The sequence below is a fragment of the Salipiger abyssi genome, from assembly GCF_001975705.1.
Lineage (GTDB): Bacteria > Pseudomonadota > Alphaproteobacteria > Rhodobacterales > Rhodobacteraceae > Salipiger > Salipiger abyssi.
Genome location: NZ_CP015093.1, coordinates 1,690,785 through 1,710,951 on the forward strand (window position 1 = coordinate 1,690,785; position 20,167 = coordinate 1,710,951).

A 20,167-nucleotide genomic window follows, 5' to 3' on the forward strand; every position below is an offset into this window, starting at 1 on the left:
ATGGTCTTTCCCGACAGTGACAGGACAGGCAGCGTCAGATTTCGCAGAGGGTCACGGCGCGGCGCGCGGTGGCTGGCAAGGTTGATCTATCTGTTTCTGACGCTCGGCACGATCTGCATGTTTTCCCTCCCGGTGCTTGCGGCGCCCTCGGCAATTTGCGACCGCGCCGCGCGGGAGGCATCGCGCCAGACGGGTGTTCCGGTCGAGGTGTTGATGGCGATCGCCCGGACTGAGACGGGACGGGCGCGGGGCGGCAAAACGCGCCCCTGGCCCTGGACGATCAATGTGCAGGGTGAGGGGCGTTGGTTCGGCACGCGGCATGCGGCCCGGCAGCATGCGGCCGCAACACTTGAAAAGCGGATCCGTAGCTTCGATCTGGGCTGTTTCCAGATAAATTACCGCTGGCATGGCACCGCCTTCCGGTCGCTGGACGAGATGCTCGACCCGGTGGCGAATGCGCTCTACGCGGCGCGGTTCCTGCGCAGGCTCCACGCGGAAACCGGCAGCTGGATCGAGGCGGCAGGGGCCTATCACAGCCGCACCCCCAAATATGCCGAGCGCTACAAGCGCCGCTACCGCGCTATGCGTGCCGGCCTGTCTCCGGGATTCACAGAAGATAAAGAGCCTGTCAGGCATGCTGCGCGGGTCAATCGCTTCCCGCTGCTGCGCCGCGAGGGCGTTGCCGCCCGCGCCTCGCTCGCGCCGCTGTCCGACGGCGCCGCCGCCTTTGTTCCCGGTCTGGGGGGCTGAGCATGCCGGAGGCCCCTGCCCCGCTCTTCAAACCAACAGTGCTGCTCGCGGTCGCGCTGATGGCGGTCATCGTGATGATGATCCTGCCGGTGCCGGCCTGGGTGCTGGATGTCGGGCTTGCCGCTTCCTTCGGCCTGGCGATCCTTATCTTCACGGTCACGCTCTTCATCGAACGCCCGCTCGATTTCTCCGCCTTCCCGACCATCCTGCTCGCCTCGCTCATGCTGCGCCTCTCGCTCAATGTCAGCTCGACCAAGCTGATCATCGGCGAGGGCCATACCGGCACCTCCGCCGCCGGCGACGTGATCGAGGGGTTTGCAAATTTTGTCATGGGCGGCAGCGTTTTCCTCGGTCTCGTTGTCTTTGGCGTGCTGATGATCGTGAATTTCGCGGTGATCACCAAGGGCGCTGCCCGCATGGCCGAGGTCGGGGCGCGGTTCGCGCTCGACGGCATGCCGGGCAAGCAGCTCGCCATCGACAGCGACATGTCCGCTGGCGCCATCGACCACGCCGAGGCCAAGGCCCGCCGCGAACGCGAACAGCAGGAGACGACGTTTTTCGGCTCGCTCGACGGCGCGTCGAAATTCGTCAAGGGCGACGCGGTCGCCGGGCTGCTCATCACCCTGCTCAATCTCGTGATGGGCATGGTGATGGGGATTTTCGGCCATGGAATGGCGCTTTCCCACGCATTCGAGACCTATGCGATCCTGACGGTGGGCGACGGGCTGGTGACGCAGATCCCCGCGGTGATCATCTCCATCGCCTCGGGGCTGCTGCTGGCACGCGGCGGCGCCACCGGGGCCACCGATGTCGCCATGGCGGGGCAGCTCGCGCGCCACCCGGCGGCGCTCGGCACGGTCGGCGTGCTGATGGCGCTCTTTGCGCTGGTTCCGGGCCTACCCTTCCTGCCCTTCATCCTCGGCGCCGGTGTCCTGGGTGGGCTCGCCGTCTATATGGCGCGCAAACAGGCGGAACCGCCGGCGCCGCCCGAACCCGAAGCGGAGGAAGAGGCGCCGCGCGAGCGTCCGCTCGGCGATGTGCTGGATGTGGACGAGATCCATGTCGAATTCGCGCCGGATCTGGTGAACATGGTGCTCGATCCCGGCACCGGTCTCGATGTGCGGATCGACAATATGCGCCGCCATATCGCCTCGGGGTTCGGGCTCATCCTGCCCGAGATCCGGCTGACCGATGCCGCCGCGCTGGAAACCGGCGCCTATGTCATTCGCATCCATGGGGTAGAGATCGCGCGGGGCGAGCTGAACCCGGATCTGGTGCTGGCGCTGATGCCCGAAGAGCATGGCCGCCTGCCCGACGGGCGCGATGTGACAGAGCCGGTCTATGGCGCACCTGCACGCTGGATCCGCCCCGAGGATCAGGATCGCGCGGCGATCACCGGCGCCACCATTGTCACTCCGACCGAGGTGCTGGCCACTCACCTGCTGGAGGTGATCAAGCGCAATTTCGGCCGGTTGCTGACGCTGAAAGCCCTGCGCCGGCTGCTCGACGAGATGGTTTCTCTCTCAAACCCCGCCCGGGCCGAAGCGAACCGGCGGCTGCTCGACGAGTTGATCCCCGACAAGGTGCCAATCGACACGCTGCACCAGGTGCTGCGGCTGTTGCTGGAAGAGCAGGTCAGCATCCGCAACCTGCCGCTGATCCTCGAGTCGATTTCGGAGATGCGCGGCCAGCAGATCGGCCCCGAGGCGATCTGCGAACATGTGCGCCAGCGCCTCGGCTTCCAGCTCGTCGCAGGCATGCGCCGCAAGGACGGGACGATCCCGCTGATCCAGCTGGCGCCGGAATGGGAGGATACCTTCTCCACCTATCAGGTCGAGGGTGCGCGCGGCGGGCTCGACGTGGCGCTGCCGCCCGAGATGTTCGACACGCTCACCGCCGGCGTCGCCGACGAGATCAGCGCGGCGGGCAATCGCGGCATCTTTCCAGCGCTGGTCACCAGCGCCCGCCGTCGCCGTTTCCTGCGCACGATCCTGTCTGCCAAAGGCATCGGCAACCCGGTGCTCTCCTTCGAGGAAATCGGGGTGGAGGCACGGCCCTCGCTGGTCGGCGTGGTGGCGGCATGACCCTGCCCGAGGGCTTGTTGACGCTGCTTTCGGGCTGGCTCTGGGTCGGGCTCATCGTGTTCCTGCGCGTCGGCGCCGCGATGGCGGCGCTGCCCGTGCTCGGCGAGCAGACCGTTTCGGTGCGGGTGCGGCTGATGCTGAGCCTGACGCTCACCGTGGTGATCCTCCCGGCGGCTTCGGCACAGATCGCGGCACCTCCGCCTGGCCTGCCGGCACTGACCGTCGCGATCCTGAGCGAGAGCGTCAACGGGCTGCTGCTGGGTCTCTGGCTGCGGCTCTTTATCCACGCGCTCCAGACCGCCGGCAGCATCGCCGCGCAATCGACCTCGCTGGCGCAGCTGCTCGGCAACAGCGCCGCCGATCCGATGCCCGCCATCGGCCATATCCTGACCGTCGCGGGACTGGCGCTGCTGATGACCACCGGCTTTCACGTCAAGGCGGCGGCGTTCTTCGTCCTCTCCTATGAGCTGCTGCCGGCGCTGCATTTCCCGGATCCCGCGACTGTGGCCGAGGCCGGGCGCGACCGCGTCGCGCAGTGCTTTGCCCTGGCCTTCACCCTCGCCGCGCCCTTCGTGATCCTCTCGGCGCTCTACAACCTGACGCTCGGCTTCATCAACAAGGCGATGCCGCAGCTCATGGTCGCCTTTGTCGGCGCCCCGGTGATCACCTTCGGCTCTATTGCGCTGCTGCTGCTCACCGCGCCGATGATGCTGTCGGTCTGGCTCTCGGCGGTCGATGCGTTTCTCTCCAGCCCGTTCCGGTAGGTGCCCATGGCCGAAGAAGACGGAGGTGACAAATCGCACGAGGCCTCGCAGCGCAAGCTCGACGAGGCACGGAAGAAGGGCGAGATTCCGCGCTCGCCCGACCTGCTGACCGCCGCCGCCTATCTCGGGATGCTGTTGACCGGGTTGGCGCTGGGCGGCGATGCCGTCATCCGGTTCGGCGACGCGCTGCTGCCGATGGTGGCGCAGCCCGACCGTCTGGCACCGCTGTTTTTTGACGGCATGGCGAGCGCGCCCACCGGCGGGCTGCTGGCGGCGGTGCTGAAACCGGTGCTGCCCTGGCTGGCGGTGCCGGCGCTGATGGTGCTGCTGACTTTGTTCGCCAGCCGGTCGCTTCTCTTCACCCCGTCGAAACTGGCGTTCAAGTTCAACCGGCTGTCGCCCATCGAGAACGCCAAGAACAAGTTCGGGCGGCGCGGGCTGTTCGAATTCGCCAAGAGCTTTGCCAAGCTGGTGCTCTATTCCGTGCTGCTCAGCCTCTTCCTGGCCTCAAGGCTCGACGAGATCGCCGGGATCGGTCGCGCTTCGGCGCGTGAGGCGGCGGCGCTGATGGGCACGCTGATGCTGCGGTTGCTGGGGATCGCCGCGCTGGTGGCCATCGCGCTCGGCGCCATCGATTACCTGTGGCAGCGGGCCGAGCATCTGCGCCGCAACCGCATGTCGCAGAAGGAACTGCGCGACGAATACAAGGAGGCGGAGGGCGATCCGATGTTCAAGCAACACCGCCGTGCCCGCGCGCAGGAGATCGCGATGACCCAGATGATGGCCGATGTGCCCGAGGCGGATGTGGTGATCGTCAACCCGACCCATTACGCGGTCGCCCTGCGCTGGAGCCGCCTGCCCGGCGAGGCGCCGGTCTGTGTTGCCAAAGGGGTGGACGAGATCGCCCGCCGGATCCGCGAGATCGCCGAGGAGGCCGGGGTGCCGGTGCATTCCGATCCGCCCACCGCGCGGGCGCTGCACGCCACCACCGAGATCGGCGATCAGATCGCGCCGGAGCATTTCCGCCCGGTCGCCGCCGCGATCCGCTTTGCCGAAGAGATGCGCCGCAAGATGCGTGACCAGAAGGGGCTGTTTTCGTGACGCAGGACATGGACGAATTGTTGCGTGTGACGGCGCTCTTGCGGGAACGCGCGCTCGAGAGCTATCGCCGCGATCTGGCGGAAGAGTCGCGTTTGCAGGCGGAACAGGCTCGAATCGACGGGTTGCGTCAGGCGACCTTTGCCGAGTCGGATTCGCTGGATGCGCGCAGGTTGCTCGGGGCGGATACGCTCTGGCAGGGCTGGCTGGCGCAGCGCCGGGGTGAGATCAATCAGGGCATCGCCATGGCGCGCGCGCGCCAGGCCCATAGCGCCGCTGCGGCCCGGCTGGCCTTTGCCCGCGACGAGGCGGCGAAAGAGGTCGCCCGACGCGAGGCAGCCGAGCGTCGCGACGCCCGGCTGGCCGAGGACGATATCCGGCTCGATGCGCTGTCGCGGCTTGCGACCTACGATCCGGACCGCTGACGGGTCGGAAAGGCTCAGTTGTCCTGTCGCGCGATCTCGGTGATCAGAACGTCGAGCACGCTGGCGCCCAGGACATTGCGCGCCGCATCCATGAGCGCGCGCCGCAGCACCTCGAGCCGCTGGATGTCGGTGAAATTGCCCTCGAACCCGCCGATATTGGCATGATCGAACAGCACGCGGAGAAAGGCGTCGCGCAGCTTGGGCTCACGGTCAAAGACCAGCTCGGTGCCGCCGGCGGTCACCTCCAGGCTGAGCGACATCACCACCAGCGAGTCCACCCGGTCCTGCCCGATGACGGGCACGACGAACTGGTTGCTCATCTTGGCGTATTCGTTGCCGCCGTCGTGCCCGTCATCGTGGCTCTCTTTTGGCGCCGCATGCGCATCGCCGCCGGTATCGTGGGCGTCCGCCGTCTCGCCGTGATCCGACGCGGCCTCGTGTTCGGCGGGCTCTTGAGGCGCGGCGAGGAAGATCCCCGCGCCGGTGCCGGCGGCGGTGCCGATCAGGGCGAGCAGGATGGGGAGCAGTTTCTTCATGGCGGCCTCGTCAGAACGGCAGGATCACGTCGAGCACCTGCTGCCCGAGCCGCGGCTGCTGCACATCGGTGATCTGCCCGCGCCCGCCATAGGAGATGCGTGCCGAGGCGATCTTGTCATAGGTGATTTCGTTATTGCGTGTGATGTCCTCGGGCCGGACATAGCCCGAGACCAGCAATTCGCGCAGTTCGAAATTCACCCGCACCTCCTGCGCGCCCTGGATGGCAAGCACGCCGTTCGGCATGACATCGAGGATGGTCGCGGCGACACGCAGGGTCAGCTGTTCCTGCCGGCTCACTTGGCCGTCGCCGCCCGAGGCCGCCTGGCTGTTGAGATCCACCGCATTGGCCATGCTGGCGCCCGCCGGCAGCCGTTCGTCCTGCCGCTGGGGGATGCCGAAAAGCTGCGGAATGGCGAGGTTTTCCGACCCCGAGCGCGAGCGCGACGTGCTGTTGGAGATATTCGCCTCCTCGTCGATCTCGATCACAACGGTGAGGATATCGCCCTTTTTCATCGCCCGGCGGTCGCCCAGGAGCGAGCTCTTCTCGCGGCTCCAGAGCGAGGCGTGATCGGTGGGCCTTTCGGGCAGGATCGGGACCGGCGTGCCGGTATAGGCCATGGCGACGCGCTCGGCGCTGTCGGCCTGCGGGGTAAAACTCGGCGGTTTGCCGATATGGTCCAACCGGCTGCACGCGATGGCGGGAAGCAGGCAGAGAAGGCAGAGAAATCGTGCTGTCATGGGTCACTCATTCGTCATGATCACCGTCCCCTGCGCGGTGACGGTACCGAAAAGCGTGGTGCGCGAGGAGAGGTTCATCACGCGAATCCGTTCGCCCGCGCCGGCCCGGTCGAGCGCCCTTCCCTCAGTGGCGATGCGCAGCCCGCCACGGGCAAAGATCAGCTCGACGATCTGGTTGCGCTCGATCAGCGCCGGCGCGCCCACCGCGCCGCGCATCACCGGCCGGCCGGGATAGAGCGTTACCCGCGCCTCTTGTCCGACGACCTGCCCGAGCGCCGCATGCGCGCCGGGGATCTGCGCGGGATCGAGCCGCACCGCGTCGGGCGCGACGATCTCCTGCGCGCGAATCGTGCGGGTGGCGACCACCGTCTCCGCCGATGCGGGCCAGGCGCCGAACAGCGCGAGCAGGAGAAGGGCCGCCAGCCGCATCAGCGCACCTGCACCGTTGCGCCCAGCATCTGGTCGGCGGCGGAGATCACCTTGGAGTTCAGCTCGTAGCCGCGCTGTGCCTCGATCAGTTCGGTGATCTCATAGACCGGATCAACGGAGCTGTCCTCGAGATAGCCCTGCCGGAAGGTGCCCAGCCCCTCCTGCCCCGCGGTGGTCTGCACCGGCGGGCCGGAGGCCTCGGTCTCGGTGAAGAGGTTGCTGCCGATCGCCTCCAGCCCCTTGGGATTGGTAAAGCCGACCATGGTGAACTGCCCCAGAAGCTGCGCCTCGACCGTGTCGTCGAAATAGGCATAGACCTCGCCCTCGCGGTTGATCGAGATGCTGGTGGCGTCCTCGGGGATGGTGATGTCGGGCGCCACCGCCAGCCCGTCCGAGGTGACGATCAGCCCGTCGCCGTCGCGTTTCAACGCGCCGTCGCGGGTATATCCGGCCTCGCCCGTCGGCAGCGTCACCTCGAGATAGCCGCGCCCCTCGATGGCGATGTCGAGATCGCCGCCGGTCTGCGACAGCGCCCCCTGCGCCAGTTTCATCGTCACCGCGGCGGGCCGGGTGCCGAGCCCGAGCTGCACGCCCGTGGGCAGCATCGTGCCGTCGGAGGCATTGATCGTGCCGGCGCGGGCGAATTGCTGGTAATGCAGATCCGAGAACTCCGCGCGGCGGGCGTTGTAGCCGGTGGTGCTCATGTTCGACAGGTTGTTCGAGATCACCTCGACCCGCATCTGCTGGGCGCTCATCCCGGTGGCTGCGATTTTCAGGGCACGCATGCTCTGCTCTCCTTACTTGATAAAGGCCTTGATGGCGGCGCGGACGCGCTCGTCCTCGCGTTGCAGGAAGTTCTGGCCCATCTCATAGGCGCGCTGGACCTCGATCATCCGGGCGATCTGAAGGATGGGATCGACATTGGAGCTCTCGACAAAGCCTTGCATCACCCTGGGGTTTTCCGCCGGACCGACGCCGTCATCGGCACGGAACATCACGCCGCCCTCGCGCACCAGGCCGAGCGGGTCGAGAGGCTGCACGATCCCCACCTGCCCCAGCGGTCGTCCATTGCTGCTGAGCGTTCCGTCCTGCGCCACCGCGAGGTCGCTGGCATCGGGCGGGATGAAGACCGGCGCGCCGCCCGCATCCAGCACCGGATAACCGTCCTGCGTGACCAGATCGCCCGCCGCGCTGACGCTGAAGGCGCCGTCGCGGGTCAGCCGTTCGCCCTGCGGCGACTGGATCAGGAAGAACCCATCCCCCTCGATGGCCAGATCGAACTGTCCGCCGGTGCGGGTCAGCGTGCCTTGCGCGAACGAACTGTTGCGCACATGCGCCGCCGACATCGAGACGCTGCCGGCGAGATCAGTGCTGCGCACATATTCCGAGAAGATCAGCCCCTGTTGGCGGTATCCGGTGGTTGCGCTGTTGGCGATATTGTTGGCGATCATCCGCATCTCGCGCATCAGCCCCTGCTGACGCGAGAGCGTGGTGTAATCGGTGATGCCCATCTCTCAGCCTCCGGTGGTCATGGGAAGGATGTGGTCCTGAAAGAACCCCACCAGCGTCTCGGTCATGAAGCTCATCGACATCCAGAACACGACGACGATGGCCAGCAGTTTGGGCACGAAGGTGAGCGTCATCTCCTGGATCGAGGTCAGCGCCTGGAACAGCCCCACGCTCACGCCGGCGACCAGCGCGGCGCTGAGGATCGGCACCGAGGTGATGGTGGCGATCCAGAGTCCCTGGCGCAGCGTGTCGTAGAAGATCGCCTCGCTCAGCATCGCGTCAGACCGGCATCCGCAGGATTTCCTGATAGGCCTCGACAACCTTGTTGCGCACCGCGACCACGGTTTCGACGGCGAGCTCGGATTGCGCCAGCGCCTGCACCAGCGCGTGCGGATCGGCATCGCCGGTCATCGCCGCCTTGGCCGTGGTCTCGGCCTCTGTCAGGGTTGCGGCGAAATCCTGTGCCGCTTCGGTGAATTTTTCCTGAATGCCGCCGGCGCCGGGCTGCGGCTCGGTGGCGGGGCGCTGGGCCGCGTATTTCTGCGCGGCGAAAAGCGATCGGACGTCCATTCTGGTCTCCATTCCGCTGAATTAGGGTCTGTTATCTGCGCAGCAGCTCCATAAGGCTGCTGGACATCTGCCGGGTCTGTTCGAACATTTTCAGGTTGGCTTCGTAGCTGCGCTGCGCCTCGCGGGCGTCGGCCAGCTCGATGATGAGATCGACATTGGTGCCGTCGTAAAAGCCGCCGCCATCGGCCATCGGATGGTCGGGATCGTAAATCCGCTCCAGATCGCTGCGGTCCAGGGTCACATCGCCGGCGCGCACCTGCGGCATCTCCGACCCGCGGCTTTGCGATAGCTCGAACGGAATGGTCTTGCGCCGGTAGCCGGGCGTATCGACATTGGCGATATTCTCGGACAGCACGCGCAGCCGCGTGGCCTGGGCGCGCAGCCCGCTCGAAGTGACGGCAAGGGCGTCGGAAAAGGCACTCATTTTCGGTCCTCCTTTCGTCAGCGGCCGAGGCTGGCGCGCAAGAGGGTGAGGTTCGACCGGTAGATCGAGAGCGCACGATCATGCGCGCGCATGGCATCCACCGCCGTGACCATTTCGGCCTCGATCGAGACGGTATTGCCGTTCGGGTCGACGGTGTCGCGCCGCTCTATCGGTGCGGGTGGCGCATTGCTTGCCGCCCCGTTGAGGTGGCGCGCACGGGTCGCGCGCTGTGTCAGCATCGTGCTGCGCAACGTCTCGCTGAAATCGGGCAAATCCTGCGCGCGGTAACGCGGCGTGTCGGCGTTTGCGATATTCTGCGCGCTCACCGCCTGCTGCGTCCCTGCATGGCGCGCCATTGCCATGGCGGTTTTGAAAACGTCCAGATTCTGGAACATCGGGGCTTCTCCCTCGATTGGCTTCAATCAAGGCTTAACGGTGATTCCTTTAGAAATGGTTTGAACCGGATAAAGGATACGCACGCATGGATGAGGGAGAGATTGCCGGGCTGCGCGCGCGCATTTCCCAGATACAGCCGATCCGCGCCGTGGGCCGCGTGCGCTCCGTCGATGGCACGGTGATCTGGGTGCGCGGGCTGGCGCATGTGGCCTGTATCGGTGACCGGATGCGGCTCTATCGTGGCGCAGATCCGCTCGATGGCGAGGTTTTGCGCATCCGCGAGGATCTGGTGGCCATGCTGCCCGACGAGGGCGCCGACGGCGTGTCGCAGGGCGACCGCGTGGCGGTGCTGGGCGCGCCGACACTGGCGCCGTCGGATGGCTGGATCGGACGGGTGATCGACCCGTACGGGCTGCCGCTGGATGAAATTCCCCTCAGCCCCGGCGCCCGCCGCCGCCCGTTCCGCGCCAGCCCGCCGCCGGCGGCGCAGCGGCGCGGGCTGGGGACGCGGCTGCCGACTGGGTTGGCGTCGTTTGATACTTTGCTGCCGGTTGTGCGCGGCCAGCGTGTGGGGCTGTTCGCCGGCTCGGGGGTGGGCAAGTCGCGCCTGCTGGCCGCGCTCGCCCGGGGCATGTCGGCGGATGTGGTGGTGCTGGCGCTGGTCGGCGAGCGCGGGCGCGAGGTGCATGATTTCGTGCATACGGTGCTGGGCGAGGAGGGCATGGCGCGCTCTGTGGTGGTGGCTGCCACCTCCGACCGCTCGCCGCTGGAACGCCGTCGCTGCCCGCTCGCCGCCATGACGATTGCCGAACATTTTCGCGATCAGGGGCTGCATGTGCTTTATCTCGCCGATTCCATCACGCGTTTTGCCGAAGCGCATCGCGAGGTGGCGGTCGCGGCCGGGGAAATGCCGGCGCTGCGGGGCTTTCCGCCCTCAACGGCAAATCAGATTATGCGGCTGGCAGAGCGCGCCGGTCCCGGCCTGCCCGGCACGGGAGATATCACCGCCGTCTTCAGTGTTCTGGTTGCGGGTTCGGACATGGATGAGCCGGTGGCGGATATCCTGCGCGGGGTGCTCGACGGTCATGTGGTGCTGAGCCGCGAGATCGCCGAGCGTGGGCGGTTCCCGGCCATCGACGTGCTGCGCTCGGTCTCGCGCAGCCTGCCCGAAGCGGCGACGGAGGAGGAAAACGCGGTGCTTCTCCAGGCGCGGCATCTGCTGGGTGCCTATTCCAGGTCTGAGACGATGATCCGCGCGGGGCTCTATCGCGAGGGTGAGGATCCGGTGCTGGATCAGGCGATCCGGGCCTGGCCGGATCTCGATGCTTTCGTGGGAGAGGCCTCCCCGCACGGGGTGACTGCGGCCTTCAACCGGCTGCGGCTGATTCTGCGGCGCTCCGGCATGAAGCCGCCCTCGGTGCCGAAGGCAAAGGCCGCACGGGCAAGGTAAGTTTAGCTATCGCGACAGGCCGTCCTTATTCGCGATTGTATCGGATCGTGCTGAGCAGCGTCAAAGCGATCTGCTGCGAGCCAAAGCCGCTGGTCTGTGCGATCTGCTCCTGAAGAAGGTAGCCGTGGATCACCTTGTTCAGCACCGCCTCGTCCTGGAGATCGCTGAAGGACTGAATGCCAAAGCGGCTTTCGGCCTTTTCCGTCAACATTTCCACCTGCTTGTCGAGATCGATCTGGCTGAATCCGTCTGGCAGGTTGAGCGCGGTTTCGAAAACCTCGCGCATCATCCTGCTGCCCAGCACATTGTACCATTTGGCATTGTCGCTGATGTCGTTCGCAGACAATTCGGGGACCGAGCGCTGAAACTGCAAGGCACGACCGATCGCCTCGTCGACCTCACCGACCGCATCCTCAAACCGCTGCCAGCGATATTGTTCGACGATATTCTCGGTAAAAGCCTCGGTCTGGAGGACCGTTTTGCTTTCCACCTGATCGAAACCGAACGCCTCGGCCAGGGCCATCAGATTCTCATCGCCCAGGACATTGGCCAGCGCCGAGGGGCCGCTGGTGCCCTCTTCGAGCACGCGACGCAGCACTGTGTGGCTGTTGCGCCGGTCCTGGATATCGAAGGCGGTGAGCACGACCTGCATCAGCTCCGGATCGGCGAGCAGGTCCTCGGCGGAGGTGATATCCGGGATCTTTTCCTCGAAATAGGCGCGGGAGATTTCAAGATTCTCCTCCACCTGCGCCTCGAACAGCGCGGCATATTCGGGATCGTTGACATATTCAGGCGCTTCGAGGGTCGCGGCGAGGTCGGCACGCTGCTTTTCTTCATAGGCGGCGAGGATCGGGTCTGCAAAGCCCTCCTGCTGGGTTTTGTAGGTGGTGACCACTTCGAAATCAAAGGCCTCGGCCAGCGCGGAATAGCGGCTGTCGCTCAGTTTGTTGGCGAGCGCATCATCGTCTTCGATGCCTTCCTCGATGATGCGGCGGATCAGGTATTTGCTGTCGATCTCGTCATCCATGCCAAAGGCTGACAGGGCGACGCTCAGGAGGCGGCGGTCGTCGACAAGCTCTTCGGCGGAGGCGACGGAACCGATGGTCTCGCGGAAATAGGCCGACTCACGACTGATCTCGGCGCTGCTGACGAAGGCCTTGCGCTGGGTATCCAGCGTCGATTGCAGCATCTGCCAGCCGACAAGCCCATTGCCGGCGATCATCGGGGTAAAGCTCATTGGCGTGTCGCGGCGAAAAGCCGGTCCTCCCTTGGGATCAGCGCGCGCAGAGCCTTGAGGCATTGATAGAACTGGCCGTCGATCAGGGCCTCTGTCGCGGTGGTGAGAAGTTTGCGGCTGTCCGGATCGGTAAGTATCCGGCTTAGCTCTTCGACATTTCGCAGAAGCTGTGGCTGCGCCTCTTCGGCATTTGCGTCGCCGGTCAGCACAAGCTGCGCCGCGTAGCAGAGCCGTCGAACGGGCGTGCGCGCCTCGTCGGGATGAATGGCATCGCGCAGGCGCAGGATATTGGCGTTCGGACTGACGATGGAGAGGCGGCTGCGGCGGTCGCCGTTTTCGATCACCGCGCCGTTGATCAGCACTCGCTCCCGGGGGCCGAGTTTCAGGACCAGGCCGCTCATCGCTTTGCCCTCCGGCCGCTGAGGCCGCGCATGATTGCGGCATTCACTTCGAGGATCGGGGCCAGCCGCGCCTTGCGCGCCAGCACCTTGCCGGTATGAACCTGTACGAATTCCGAAAGATAGAAGATCTGCGCCCGCAGTTCCTGCGGCAGCTTGTTCTTGGGATCGGCCACATCGACGGCCAGCGCGGTCCACAGATTGCGGTTGTCGTAAAGCGCTTCGACGAGTTTCGGATAGGCTTTGGGGCCGGTCTCGGCGGCGGATTTGATGCGATGGGTGACGCGGGCGAACAGGTCGTATTCGATGGCCCTGTCGGTGCGCGTGCTGGTGGCGGTCTGGGCGTAGGCGCGATGCGCCATTGTCTGGGCGTTCACGGCAGAACCTTCTGACTCTGTTTCAGGAAACAGTCCGGTTTAAAGGATCGGAGGCCGGAAATCCGGCCTCCGGGAGGTGCGTTTTACTGGAAGAGCGACAGCAGCGACTGCGGCGCCTGGTTGGCGATCGACAGAGCCTGAACGCCCAGCTGCTGCTGCACCTGAAGCGCCTGCAAGCGGGCCGAAGCCTCTTCCATATCGGCATCAACCAGCGTGCCGATACCGGATTTCAGGGAGTCGGTCAGGCTCGCGATGAAATCGGTCTGGGTCTCGATGCGGCCCTGGACCGAGCCGAAGGCCGAGGCGGAGTCGATGGCCGTCTGGAGCAGACCCTCGATGCCATCGAGAGCTGCGTCGGTCCCGTCGTCGGTTGTGACGTCAAAGCTAGACAGCAGTTCCAGACCGCCACCGATGGTGCCGTCGGCTTCGGACTCCAGCGTTGCAATATCGGCGATGTCGGATTGCTCCACCACGCTGTTGTCGTCAGAGATCGCTTCGTCGTAGTTGTTGGTGAAGTCGATCTGACCGGCATTGGTCCCGTTGACCGAGAAGGTGATATCGAGACCATCCGAAGCGGCCTGGAAGTTCAGGCGCTCGACCATTGCCGAGGTGACGTCGGCAAGGGTGTCGCCGTCCCGGGCCACGTATTCGACATCTGCCGAGAAATCGAGCGCATCGCCGGAGGTATCGCCTGCGAAGTTGCCGCTGCCGGTCACCTTGAAGTTTGCGCCAGCGACCAGCTCGTCGTCCGTGCCGACGCCATCGAAGGTGACGAACTCGGCCGTGGCACCGCTTGCCACACCGGTCGTGTTCACCGAAACGTCCAGGTTCACGGTGCCGGTGGAGGCTGCGCCGGTACCCAGGTCCTGCTTCGCGACAGAGATGTCGGAGGCGGCGACGCCGGTGCCTGATCGGTCGAGCGACGCAAGGACGTTGATGTTGCCGGAGTCGGCGGTCGAATCGGTGTTCGAGAGCAGGTTCAGACCGTTGAACTGGGCCGCGCCCACCACCGCATCGATCTGGTCGCGCAGTGCGTCGATATCCGTCTGGATCTTGGCCCGGTCGACGTTCTCCTCTTGAGCGGCGACGATTTTGCCCTTGATGTCGGTCAGCAGGTCGGTGACCGTTTCCGAGGCGGAGCGTGCCACGGCGACGGTGGACTCGCCCAGGTTGAGGCTGTCGGAGATACCCTTGAAGCCCTTCACGTCGGCTTCCATCACCTTGGAAATCGCCCAGACGGCGGCGTTGTCCTTGGCGTCCGCGACACGCTTGCCGGTGGAGATTTCGCTCTGGGTCGTGGCGAGGCTCGAGTTGATGGATTTCAGGGTCTGGAGCGCCACCATGGCGCCATTGTTCGTCAGAATGCTAGACATGGATGTTTCGTCCTTACAGTCATGCGGCGCTTTACGCCGATTGTTGGGATGCGCCGGAACCGGCGCTCTCGACGTCTTTCTGACGGAGGCAGACCGGGCGTTGCGCCCGCTGCGTCACCCCTTTTGGGGATGCGGGGCACACCATCGCCGCAGAGTCCTAACGGAGCGCTAAGGCGCCTGCGCCTGTTGCCCGGCATTTGATGAAAATCCCCTCAAGCACGCCGTTCCATGCGACTTTTCTCTTCGCCGCCGATGCTCGCACGCCGTCCCTGCGCGTCGTAAACCTCCATCGAGTCGCGAATTTCGCGCAGTGCGCCCAGCCGCTTGGCGACGTTACGGATTCCGTCGAGCGCGTGGTCGAAGAGCTGCTGATTGCGGCGCAGCTTCAGATGCAGCGGCTGCATCGCGTCGGCCTCCTCCGGCGGCGCCTCGGCCAGCCGGGCGACCAGAGCCGCCTTTTCCTCCATCAGCGGGCCGATCTCGTCGAGCGCGCCGTCGAGCAGAGCATTGCGCTCGCGCTCAAGCAGCGAGTCGAGCGCGGTCACAAGGGTGTCGGGTGTGTGGTCGTCGTCAGTCATCCATCCGGTCCTTCAAAGCATGGTAAAGCGATTCCGCCAGGCCGATTCCACCTGTCTCTGCAAGAGTCTGCGCATGTTCACGGCGCAGGAAGGAAGCGAACTGTTCCTCTCCGGCGCCGCCGCCGAAGGCATCGCGGCTTTCACCGAAACCAGCGGCTTTCAACATCTCGGTCAGAAACGACGCTTCGAGCGCGACGGCTGCGCTGCGCAACGGGTCGGGCCGGGTCGGCGGCGGTGGTCCGTTGATCTCCATCATCTTTCTCCAATTCGACTCAACTGACCACATTGGACCCGCTGGCGGTAAAGAAGCGGTAAGGATCTTTCGCCTAGGATGATCGCGACGGAAGAATTCCCGGAGCGGATATGCTGAGCCAGATGACAGGTCTTCTAAATGCGTTGCAGGTACTTGCAGGCAGCGAAAAATCCGGTGACGGTCGTACGGAGGGCACCGGTTTCGAAGAGGTGTTCCTGTCTCTCGAGGCAGAAAGCGCTGCCACGGATGCGGAGGCAGGCGAGGACGGGGCACAGGACGGTGATCCGATGGTGGAGGTAGAGGCCACCTCCGACACTGACGAGACCGTTCCGAAACGCGATACGGTTGAGGATGACGTCCGCCAGCGCCCGGAGCCCATTTTCACAGAAGACGATACTGCACCTCGGAATCTGGCCGAGTCCGCTAGGCCGAGTCCGCCTGGGGCATCGGTGGATGACGGGGTGGATGGCAGGGAGGCCAACCCGACAACGGTTCAGTCGGCTGCTAAGTCTGCTCCGGAGACGGCACCTGCTTCAGATACCTGGGACGCTGGCGTCGCCGCCGCAATACCGCAAGCGTTTCAAGACGAGACCAGCCAGCTCTTAGGACAGGAACGGAAACAGCAGATGCCGGCGCATTACTCCGGCCCTTCCAAGTCGGCGCTCGGAACTCGTGAGCGCGAAGGTGCGCAAAACGGCCGACCGGTGAGTATCAAGCCGGAGAAAACTTCTTCCGAACCTTCAGCGGCGGGCAATGCGCGCGCGCAATATGCGGCGGCCAAGAACATTTCGCACAGGCTGGCAGATAACGCGGTTGCCGAGCCGACATCGGAAAACAGGGTGATTGCGCGCGGAGAGCGGGTGATGCTCCCGGCCTCATCAGACACGCCACGCGACGTCTCTTTGCCGATGTCGTCCACCTTGGGGTCTTCCGGGCGGTCCGACAGGATGACACCCGCCAAAGACCGGGTGAAGAATGACCCGATATCGCCCGGGCGAACTGCGTCAGCGCATGAAGATTTGCAGGCTGCCGGGGCTTTGCCGAATGCGACGGGCTCCGGCAGGTCGGAACTGTCAGCGCCTGTTCGCAAGACTGCCCCGTCATCAGAAGGCGCCGCATTGCGGGATAGGACCGTATCAACGCCAGCCGTGCCCGAGAGCGCGTCGCTTCAAAGACCCGGGCCCGGAAACCACGCTGCCAGCCCTGAACATATCCCGCCCGAGACAGGAAAAACGGTCTTGCCGGTGAGAGAGCCTGGCAGCGCCCGGGCTGAGAACTCGGGAGATGACGGGTTGGGGGGTCCTATCGTCGCGCGCGAGGCTCGGCGTTCGCGTGGTCAGGGTTCGTTCAAGGCGACAGGGCAACGAACTCCTGATGCGACCGAGTCCACGGTGCCTCCAAGGACTTTCGCCAGGGCGCCAGCCCCGCAGGAAACAGGTCGCAGCGGACAGGAAGGGCCGGCCGTGTCTCGGCACGCACCGGAGACGCCGGGGTCCTCGCGGTTGAATGTGAAAAGGCCGACAGAGCCGCCGCAAGCCGAACGTGCCCGGACCCGCGGCGAGGTTGCGAACACCATATCGGTGCGAGACGCCACAGCGGCCAGCGCATCCGAGAGGGCCAGGGAGGTTTTCCGCTTGTCGGAAGGCCGCGGCGCCGAGCCGGTGTTGTTTGAGCCGGCGCTACGCAGCCTCCCAGCGGCCCGGCAACACAGCGCCGACGCGCAGCGGCCTGCGGTGGCCAGAGAGGTTCGTCCGCCCGTCGATGGAGCGGGCAGGAACGCTATCGACATCGCCGCGAACTCCGTGCCGAATAGCGCGCCCCAAGCCGTGAGCGCAAAGCAGCCCGCTACGATCATAGATGGGCGGTTCGTCGTCACCGATCCCGAAACCCCGGTTTCCGATGGCGAGTCCTTAGAGGCACCGGGCCAAGGGCCGGCGGTGCCGCGCAGGGTGTTTCACGGCCCCGGCAAGGGCGCTTCGCGGATGACCGGATCGGGCGCTGGGGTTCTGGAAGAGACAGCAGCACGGGCGGAGCGCGCTATCGCGACCGGTCGATCGGAGCCAATCATGGCCGATCGTCGCGTGGGCGGAATCTCTGAGACGAGGGTCGAGTCAATGTCCCTTGCACCTGCTTCAGCGGTATCTCCGATATCCGATGTCCCATCATATGTGACGCAGGCGAGTGTCCGGCCCGCTCCGCGCCATGAGCTGCTGGAGCAGCGGTCCAACCACCCTGATGGCCCGTCTGTGCGGCTGGAACCGGTGCCCGAGCATCGCACCGAGCGCATCGGCGCTGTGGAAAGCCGCGCTGCAACCCTGCCGAAAGCAGCCGATAATCTGCAATCGAAGGTCGAGCCTCGGGAGCGCGCGGAATTCTCGACGCCCGCGCCGGAGAAATCCTCGCGCCGGCAGGCCGAGGCGGCGGAGCCACGACCTGTGCAGACGGTGGAGCCACGTCCGCTCCCGCAGCGTACAGCTTCGGAGAGTGCCAACGCGCAAACGAGTGTTCCCGTAGCTTCAGTCCTATCCCCGGTTCTGGATGAAAACGCACCCCTGCGGGGCGAGAGTCCGCTGGGCGCGTCGATAGCGGATGTCCAATTGTCCGCGCCATCGGTTGCCGCTCAGACAACGGCAGTGCCGCCGCGACAGGAGAACGCGCTGCCGATTGTCCGGCAGCTTGTCGAGGCGATGTCGGGCAACACGGGCGACGAGACGATCGAGTTGAAACTCAACCCCGAAGAGCTCGGGCACCTGCGCTTTCGCATGGTGCAGGGCGAGCAGGGGCTGGCGCTGACGATCAGCGCGGAGCGACCGGAAACGCTCGATCTGCTCCGGCGTCATGTCGATCAGCTTGCCCGCCACCTGTCCGAGCTGGGCTACGATTCCGCCAGCTTCAACTTTGGCGAGGAACAGAGCGGCCACCATGGTCGTGGCACCACCCCTGGCGGCCAAGCTGCCATGGCCGAGCCCGCCACCGTGTCACCGCCCCCGCCTGCCGCCTCCGGCGGCCTGGATATTCGACTCTGAGGACCCAGCCCATGGAAACGACCGGCACGACGACCAGCACCGGAACGAACAGCAGCACCGCCAGCACCGGCTCGGGAGCCACGCCGGGCAATGCGATGCTCAGTTCGGATTTCGAGACCTTTTTGCGCATGCTGACCGCGCAGATGCAGAACCAGGATCCGCTGAATCCGGTGGAGGCGACCGATTACGCCACGCAGCTGGCCACGTTCTCGTCGGTGGAGCAACAGGTATTGACCAACGATCTGCTCAAGGAGTTGACCGACAAGCTGGCCGGCGGTGGCTTGCAGCAGCTTTCCTCCTGGATCGGCATGAAGGCTCTGGCCGATGCGCCAGTTCTGTTCGACGGTGTGCCTGTGACGTTGCGGCCAGAGATCGCGCCGGGCGCCGACAGCGCCTGGCTCGTCGTGACCGATGCGGCGGGCGACACCGTACAGCGGCTCAGGCTCGACCCGTCCGAACCGGTGGTGACCTGGGCGGGCGTCGCGACCGACGGTACCGGATTCGCCAGAGGGCGCTATGATTTCGAGGTGGAAAGCTATCTCGACGATGACTTGATCGGAAGCGCTGGCGCGCCGGCCTTCAACCCGATTGTCGAAGTCCGGCAAGAAGGGGCTTCCGTGCGGCTGACCCTTTCGGGTGGAACCGAGGTCGATGCGGCGCAGGTGACGGCACTGCGTCCGGGCGACGGATGACAGGGACGATCAGCCCGGGATATTGTAATAGGATCGGTACCAGGCGACGAATTGCGCCACGCCCTCTGCAAGCGCCGTTCGGGGCAGCGGGCCGGTGAGCTGGGTCAAAAGCGCGGTATCGGCCCAGGTCGCGGGCACATCGCCGGGTTGCATATCCATGTAATTGCGCTTGGCCTTGCGCCCCAGCGCCGTCTCGATGGCGGTGACGAAATCCTCCAGCACCTCGGGGGCGCCATGGCCGATATTCAGCACCCGCCACGGCGCCACCGGCGACAGGCTGTCGCCCTCCAGCGGCGCGCCCATCACCGGGGGTGTGTCGATCAGCCGGACCAGCCCTTCGACGAGATCTTCCACATAGGTGAAATCGCGTTTCATGCGACCGTGGTTGTAGATGTCGATGGGGCGGTCCTCGAGGATCGCCTTGACGAACTTGAACAGCGCCATGTCCGGGCGGCCCCAGGGGCCGTAGACCGTGAAAAAGCGGAACATGGTGATCGGAATGCCGAAGAGATGCGAATAGGAATGCGCCATCGCCTCGTTGGCCTTCTTGGTGGCCGCGTAGAACGACATCTGGTGATCCGTCCGCATGGTTTCGCGGTAAGGCATCTCGGTATTGGCGCCGTAGACCGAGGAGGTCGAGGCCATGAGCAGATGCCGCGGCGGCACCGCGCGCGCCGCCTCCAGCAGTTCGGCGGTGCCGAGCAGATTGGATTTCACATAGGTGCGGGGAACTTCGATCGAATGACGAACCCCGGCCTGCGCCGCGAGATGCACCACGGTTTCGGGCCGTTCCTCGGAAAAGATCGCGGTCAGCAGCTCGTCGTCTTCGGTGCGCGCGATGATCGGCTTGAAGCCCGGGTTGTTGCCGAGGATCGCGTGCCGGCGCTCTTTCAGCGCGACATCGTAATAGTCGGTCAGCGCGTCCAGGCCGATCACGCGATAGCCCTGATCGAGCAGCCGCTTGGCAAGGTGGAACCCGATGAACCCGGCGGATCCGGTCACAAGCGCGGTGCGCGAAGCCTCTGTCACGGTCAGCCCGTCCTTTTTTGCTATGGCGCG

Annotated in this window: 25 protein-coding genes; 8 read left to right on the forward strand and 17 right to left on the reverse strand. The window is 65.4% G+C overall.

The window, feature by feature from the left end; genetic code table 11:
* From Ga0080574_RS11740 to Ga0080574_RS11760, 5 genes are read left to right on the forward strand one after another with little or no spacing between them, the layout of a single operon-like run.
* Positions 1–750 (forward strand): lytic transglycosylase domain-containing protein, encoded by a 750-nt coding sequence (locus Ga0080574_RS11740; RefSeq protein WP_237219367.1) that lies wholly within the window; start codon positions 1–3, stop codon positions 748–750.
* Positions 751–752: 2 nt separating this feature from the next.
* Complete coding sequence (flhA, locus tag Ga0080574_RS11745) at positions 753–2,834, forward strand: flagellar biosynthesis protein FlhA (RefSeq protein ID WP_076699164.1); 2,082 nt, start codon at positions 753–755, stop codon at positions 2,832–2,834.
* Positions 2,831–3,598, forward strand: coding sequence for a flagellar biosynthetic protein FliR (locus Ga0080574_RS11750; protein WP_076699171.1), 768 nt, complete (start codon positions 2,831–2,833; stop codon positions 3,596–3,598). Before flhA ends, Ga0080574_RS11750 begins: the two co-directional genes overlap by 4 nt.
* Before the next feature lie 6 nt (positions 3,599–3,604).
* A complete protein-coding gene (locus Ga0080574_RS11755) occupies positions 3,605–4,699 on the forward strand; it encodes an EscU/YscU/HrcU family type III secretion system export apparatus switch protein (RefSeq protein ID WP_076699173.1) in 1,095 nt (364 codons plus the stop codon).
* Positions 4,696–5,121 carry a hypothetical protein gene (locus tag Ga0080574_RS11760; protein WP_076699176.1) on the forward strand — a complete coding sequence of 142 codons (426 nt, stop codon included), beginning with the start codon at positions 4,696–4,698 and terminating at the stop codon, positions 5,119–5,121. Before Ga0080574_RS11755 ends, Ga0080574_RS11760 begins: the two co-directional genes overlap by 4 nt.
* A 14-nt stretch (positions 5,122–5,135) precedes the next feature.
* On the opposite strand, the gene Ga0080574_RS11765 is transcribed toward Ga0080574_RS11760, so the two are convergent.
* Genes Ga0080574_RS11765 through Ga0080574_RS11800 form a run of 9 tightly spaced genes read right to left on the reverse strand, consistent with a single transcriptional unit; the run spans position 5,136 to position 9,723 of the window.
* Positions 5,136–5,657 carry a flagellar basal body-associated FliL family protein gene (locus Ga0080574_RS11765; RefSeq protein ID WP_076699179.1) on the reverse strand — a complete coding sequence of 174 codons (522 nt, stop codon included), beginning with the start codon at positions 5,655–5,657 and terminating at the stop codon, positions 5,136–5,138.
* Between the two features lie 10 nt (positions 5,658–5,667).
* Positions 5,668–6,396, reverse strand: coding sequence for a flagellar basal body L-ring protein FlgH (gene flgH / locus Ga0080574_RS25885; RefSeq protein ID WP_156876350.1), 729 nt, complete (start codon positions 6,394–6,396; stop codon positions 5,668–5,670).
* A 3-nt stretch (positions 6,397–6,399) separates the two neighbouring features.
* The gene (flgA, locus tag Ga0080574_RS25890; protein WP_156876351.1) at positions 6,400–6,825 is read right to left on the reverse strand and encodes a flagellar basal body P-ring formation chaperone FlgA; all 426 of its coding nucleotides are present in this window, start codon (positions 6,823–6,825) and stop codon (positions 6,400–6,402) included.
* Positions 6,825–7,610 (reverse strand): flagellar basal-body rod protein FlgG, encoded by a 786-nt coding sequence (gene flgG / locus Ga0080574_RS11775; protein ID WP_076699181.1) that lies wholly within the window; start codon positions 7,608–7,610, stop codon positions 6,825–6,827. Before flgG ends, flgA begins: the two co-directional genes overlap by 1 nt.
* Positions 7,611–7,622: 12 nt before the next feature.
* Positions 7,623–8,336 (reverse strand): flagellar hook-basal body complex protein, encoded by a 714-nt coding sequence (locus tag Ga0080574_RS11780; protein WP_076699184.1) that lies wholly within the window; start codon positions 8,334–8,336, stop codon positions 7,623–7,625.
* 3 nt (positions 8,337–8,339) lie between these two features.
* Positions 8,340–8,609: a flagellar biosynthetic protein FliQ gene (locus Ga0080574_RS11785; protein WP_076699186.1), complete on the reverse strand. Its 270-nt coding sequence runs from the start codon at positions 8,607–8,609 to the stop codon at positions 8,340–8,342.
* A 4-nt stretch (positions 8,610–8,613) separates the two neighbouring features.
* A complete protein-coding gene (fliE, locus tag Ga0080574_RS11790) occupies positions 8,614–8,904 on the reverse strand; it encodes a flagellar hook-basal body complex protein FliE (protein WP_076699189.1) in 291 nt (96 codons plus the stop codon).
* Between the two features lie 31 nt (positions 8,905–8,935).
* Positions 8,936–9,328 (reverse strand): flagellar basal body rod protein FlgC, encoded by a 393-nt coding sequence (gene flgC / locus Ga0080574_RS11795; RefSeq protein WP_076699192.1) that lies wholly within the window; start codon positions 9,326–9,328, stop codon positions 8,936–8,938.
* Positions 9,329–9,345: 17 nt separating this feature from the next.
* On the reverse strand, positions 9,346–9,723 hold the full coding sequence (locus Ga0080574_RS11800; RefSeq protein ID WP_076699195.1) for a FlgB family protein: 378 nt from the start codon (positions 9,721–9,723) through the stop codon (positions 9,346–9,348).
* An 86-nt stretch (positions 9,724–9,809) separates the two neighbouring features.
* Between Ga0080574_RS11800 and Ga0080574_RS11805 the strand changes: the two genes are divergently transcribed.
* Positions 9,810–11,174 (forward strand): FliI/YscN family ATPase, encoded by a 1,365-nt coding sequence (locus tag Ga0080574_RS11805; protein ID WP_076699198.1) that lies wholly within the window; start codon positions 9,810–9,812, stop codon positions 11,172–11,174.
* Positions 11,175–11,199: 25 nt separating this feature from the next.
* Here Ga0080574_RS11805 and Ga0080574_RS11810 read toward each other — a convergent pair whose 3' ends face one another.
* From Ga0080574_RS11810 to Ga0080574_RS26215, 7 genes are all read right to left on the reverse strand, one after another.
* Complete coding sequence (locus Ga0080574_RS11810) at positions 11,200–12,411, reverse strand: DUF1217 domain-containing protein (RefSeq protein WP_237219368.1); 1,212 nt, start codon at positions 12,409–12,411, stop codon at positions 11,200–11,202.
* Positions 12,408–12,812 carry a flagellar biosynthesis repressor FlbT gene (gene flbT, locus Ga0080574_RS11815; RefSeq protein WP_076699201.1) on the reverse strand — a complete coding sequence of 135 codons (405 nt, stop codon included), beginning with the start codon at positions 12,810–12,812 and terminating at the stop codon, positions 12,408–12,410. The genes Ga0080574_RS11810 and flbT overlap by 4 nt, the downstream gene beginning before the upstream one ends.
* Complete coding sequence (gene flaF / locus Ga0080574_RS11820; RefSeq protein ID WP_076699204.1) at positions 12,809–13,186, reverse strand: flagellar biosynthesis regulator FlaF; 378 nt, start codon at positions 13,184–13,186, stop codon at positions 12,809–12,811. Before flaF ends, flbT begins: the two co-directional genes overlap by 4 nt.
* Positions 13,187–13,269: 83 nt before the next feature.
* A complete protein-coding gene (locus Ga0080574_RS11825; RefSeq protein WP_076699207.1) occupies positions 13,270–14,559 on the reverse strand; it encodes a flagellin N-terminal helical domain-containing protein in 1,290 nt (429 codons plus the stop codon).
* A gap of 212 nt (positions 14,560–14,771) precedes the next feature.
* Positions 14,772–15,137 carry a flagellar protein FlgN gene (locus tag Ga0080574_RS11830; RefSeq protein ID WP_076699210.1) on the reverse strand — a complete coding sequence of 122 codons (366 nt, stop codon included), beginning with the start codon at positions 15,135–15,137 and terminating at the stop codon, positions 14,772–14,774.
* Entirely contained in the window at positions 15,130–15,390 is a 261-nt protein-coding gene (locus Ga0080574_RS11835) for a rod-binding protein (protein ID WP_076699213.1), read from the reverse strand. Before Ga0080574_RS11835 ends, Ga0080574_RS11830 begins: the two co-directional genes overlap by 8 nt.
* 637 nt (positions 15,391–16,027) lie before the next feature.
* On the reverse strand, positions 16,028–16,309 hold the full coding sequence (locus tag Ga0080574_RS26215; RefSeq protein WP_198039806.1) for a hypothetical protein: 282 nt from the start codon (positions 16,307–16,309) through the stop codon (positions 16,028–16,030).
* Between the two features lie 1,714 nt (positions 16,310–18,023).
* Between Ga0080574_RS26215 and Ga0080574_RS26220 the strand changes: the two genes are divergently transcribed.
* Positions 18,024–18,416 (forward strand): flagellar hook-length control protein FliK, encoded by a 393-nt coding sequence (locus tag Ga0080574_RS26220; RefSeq protein ID WP_076699216.1) that lies wholly within the window; start codon positions 18,024–18,026, stop codon positions 18,414–18,416.
* 11 nt (positions 18,417–18,427) lie between these two features.
* The gene (locus Ga0080574_RS11845; RefSeq protein WP_076699219.1) at positions 18,428–19,108 is read left to right on the forward strand and encodes a flagellar hook capping FlgD N-terminal domain-containing protein; all 681 of its coding nucleotides are present in this window, start codon (positions 18,428–18,430) and stop codon (positions 19,106–19,108) included.
* A gap of 9 nt (positions 19,109–19,117) precedes the next feature.
* On the opposite strand, the gene Ga0080574_RS11850 is transcribed toward Ga0080574_RS11845, so the two are convergent.
* Complete coding sequence (locus tag Ga0080574_RS11850) at positions 19,118–20,137, reverse strand: NAD-dependent epimerase/dehydratase family protein (RefSeq protein ID WP_076699222.1); 1,020 nt, start codon at positions 20,135–20,137, stop codon at positions 19,118–19,120.
* Between the last annotated feature and the right edge of the window lie 30 nt (positions 20,138–20,167).

Excerpts from the sequence above, each read along its gene's own strand:
- Ga0080574_RS11740 (WP_237219367.1), top strand. The coding sequence starts at position 1 with ATGGTCTTTCCCGACAGTGACAGGACAGGCAGCGTCAGATTTCGCAGA.
- flhA (WP_076699164.1), top strand. The coding sequence starts at position 753 with ATGCCGGAGGCCCCTGCCCCGCTCTTCAAACCAACAGTGCTGCTCGCG.
- Ga0080574_RS11750 (WP_076699171.1), top strand. The coding sequence starts at position 2,831 with ATGACCCTGCCCGAGGGCTTGTTGACGCTGCTTTCGGGCTGGCTCTGG.
- Ga0080574_RS11755 (WP_076699173.1), top strand. The coding sequence starts at position 3,605 with ATGGCCGAAGAAGACGGAGGTGACAAATCGCACGAGGCCTCGCAGCGC.
- Ga0080574_RS11765 (WP_076699179.1), bottom strand. The coding sequence starts at position 5,657 with ATGAAGAAACTGCTCCCCATCCTGCTCGCCCTGATCGGCACCGCCGCC.
- flgH (WP_156876350.1), bottom strand. The coding sequence starts at position 6,396 with ATGACAGCACGATTTCTCTGCCTTCTCTGCCTGCTTCCCGCCATCGCG.
- flgA (WP_156876351.1), bottom strand. The coding sequence starts at position 6,825 with ATGCGGCTGGCGGCCCTTCTCCTGCTCGCGCTGTTCGGCGCCTGGCCC.
- flgG (WP_076699181.1), bottom strand. The coding sequence starts at position 7,610 with ATGCGTGCCCTGAAAATCGCAGCCACCGGGATGAGCGCCCAGCAGATG.
- Ga0080574_RS11780 (WP_076699184.1), bottom strand. The coding sequence starts at position 8,336 with ATGGGCATCACCGATTACACCACGCTCTCGCGTCAGCAGGGGCTGATG.
- Ga0080574_RS11785 (WP_076699186.1), bottom strand. The coding sequence starts at position 8,609 with ATGCTGAGCGAGGCGATCTTCTACGACACGCTGCGCCAGGGACTCTGG.
- fliE (WP_076699189.1), bottom strand. The coding sequence starts at position 8,904 with ATGGACGTCCGATCGCTTTTCGCCGCGCAGAAATACGCGGCCCAGCGC.
- flgC (WP_076699192.1), bottom strand. The coding sequence starts at position 9,328 with ATGAGTGCCTTTTCCGACGCCCTTGCCGTCACTTCGAGCGGGCTGCGC.
- Ga0080574_RS11800 (WP_076699195.1), bottom strand. The coding sequence starts at position 9,723 with ATGTTCCAGAATCTGGACGTTTTCAAAACCGCCATGGCAATGGCGCGC.
- Ga0080574_RS11805 (WP_076699198.1), top strand. The coding sequence starts at position 9,810 with ATGGATGAGGGAGAGATTGCCGGGCTGCGCGCGCGCATTTCCCAGATA.
- Ga0080574_RS11810 (WP_237219368.1), bottom strand. The coding sequence starts at position 12,411 with ATGAGCTTTACCCCGATGATCGCCGGCAATGGGCTTGTCGGCTGGCAG.
- flbT (WP_076699201.1), bottom strand. The coding sequence starts at position 12,812 with ATGAGCGGCCTGGTCCTGAAACTCGGCCCCCGGGAGCGAGTGCTGATC.
- Ga0080574_RS11825 (WP_076699207.1), bottom strand. The coding sequence starts at position 14,559 with ATGTCTAGCATTCTGACGAACAATGGCGCCATGGTGGCGCTCCAGACC.
- Ga0080574_RS11830 (WP_076699210.1), bottom strand. The coding sequence starts at position 15,137 with ATGACTGACGACGACCACACACCCGACACCCTTGTGACCGCGCTCGAC.
- Ga0080574_RS11835 (WP_076699213.1), bottom strand. The coding sequence starts at position 15,390 with ATGGAGATCAACGGACCACCGCCGCCGACCCGGCCCGACCCGTTGCGC.
- Ga0080574_RS11845 (WP_076699219.1), top strand. The coding sequence starts at position 18,428 with ATGGAAACGACCGGCACGACGACCAGCACCGGAACGAACAGCAGCACC.